Origin of the sequence: Pseudomonas sp. HY13-MNA-CIBAN-0226 (genome assembly GCF_040310305.1) — a bacterium.
GTDB classification, from domain to species: domain Bacteria; phylum Pseudomonadota; class Gammaproteobacteria; order Pseudomonadales; family Pseudomonadaceae; genus Aquipseudomonas; species Aquipseudomonas gregormendelii.
In genome coordinates, this window is the sequence record NZ_JBEOPS010000614.1 from 1 (window position 1) to 238 (window position 238).

Annotated in this window: 1 protein-coding gene; it reads right to left on the minus strand. The window is 51.3% G+C overall.

Annotated elements, in window-relative coordinates; genetic code table 11:
• Nucleotides 1-238, minus strand: a 238-nt coding sequence (locus tag AAEZ05_RS30125) for a hypothetical protein (protein WP_350650326.1), incomplete at both ends; no start/stop codon positions are given.

Consider the following 238-nt stretch of genomic DNA (forward strand, 5'->3'; position numbering starts at 1 on the left):
CGTATTGCCTGCATAAGCGGCGTTCATACGTCTTTCAAAGTCATCGGCACTGATGCTCTCGTAAGTCGGCACACCGCGTATGCCTTGCTGCTGTAAAAAGCGCACCGCCTCATTAAGCGCTGATAACGGCGTGGCTTTGGTCAGCACTAAAGTCGCTGGCAGCTCAGGATCAATAGCAAGAATGGCCAAGAGTTGATGGCGTTTGGCAAAACTGTACGGCAGTTGCATCATATAGACG